The sequence below is a fragment of the Chromohalobacter sp. HP20-39 genome, from assembly GCF_033052815.1.
Classification (GTDB): domain Bacteria; phylum Pseudomonadota; class Gammaproteobacteria; order Pseudomonadales; family Halomonadaceae; genus Chromohalobacter.
This window is the reverse complement of the sequence record NZ_JAWHTP010000797.1, coordinates 1-261: the sequence shown is the minus strand read 5'-3', so window position 1 is coordinate 261 and position 261 is coordinate 1. Positions and strand designations below refer to the sequence as shown.

1 protein-coding gene is annotated in these 261 nt (G+C 60.5%); it reads left to right on the top strand.

What is annotated here, in order from left to right; all coding sequences use genetic code 11:
- Positions 1-22 precede the first annotated feature (22 nt).
- A partial coding sequence (locus RVY79_RS20150; RefSeq protein WP_317466351.1) for a hypothetical protein occupies positions 23-261 on the top strand: 239 nt, incomplete at its 3' end.

The window sequence follows — 261 nt, the reverse complement described above, 5'->3', positions numbered from 1 at the left end:
CAGCAATGGAGATGCAAGCACCATGATGGATGATGCAATGCATCGCGCTCAAGATGTCGTCTATGGCCAAGACCAAGCCGCGCAGATGCGAAAGGCACCGGGCCTTGCGCGCATCCGCGCGGCAGCATCTGACTCCAGTTGCACGGTATTGGACCAGTCGGTCTGGAAGCGCACTGAGCTGGGCCCGGTCCTTGATCTCCTCACGACTGAAGGATCAACCCAGCGGGTCTACGTCGACGTGCCCATCGCCGCCGTGGTTTG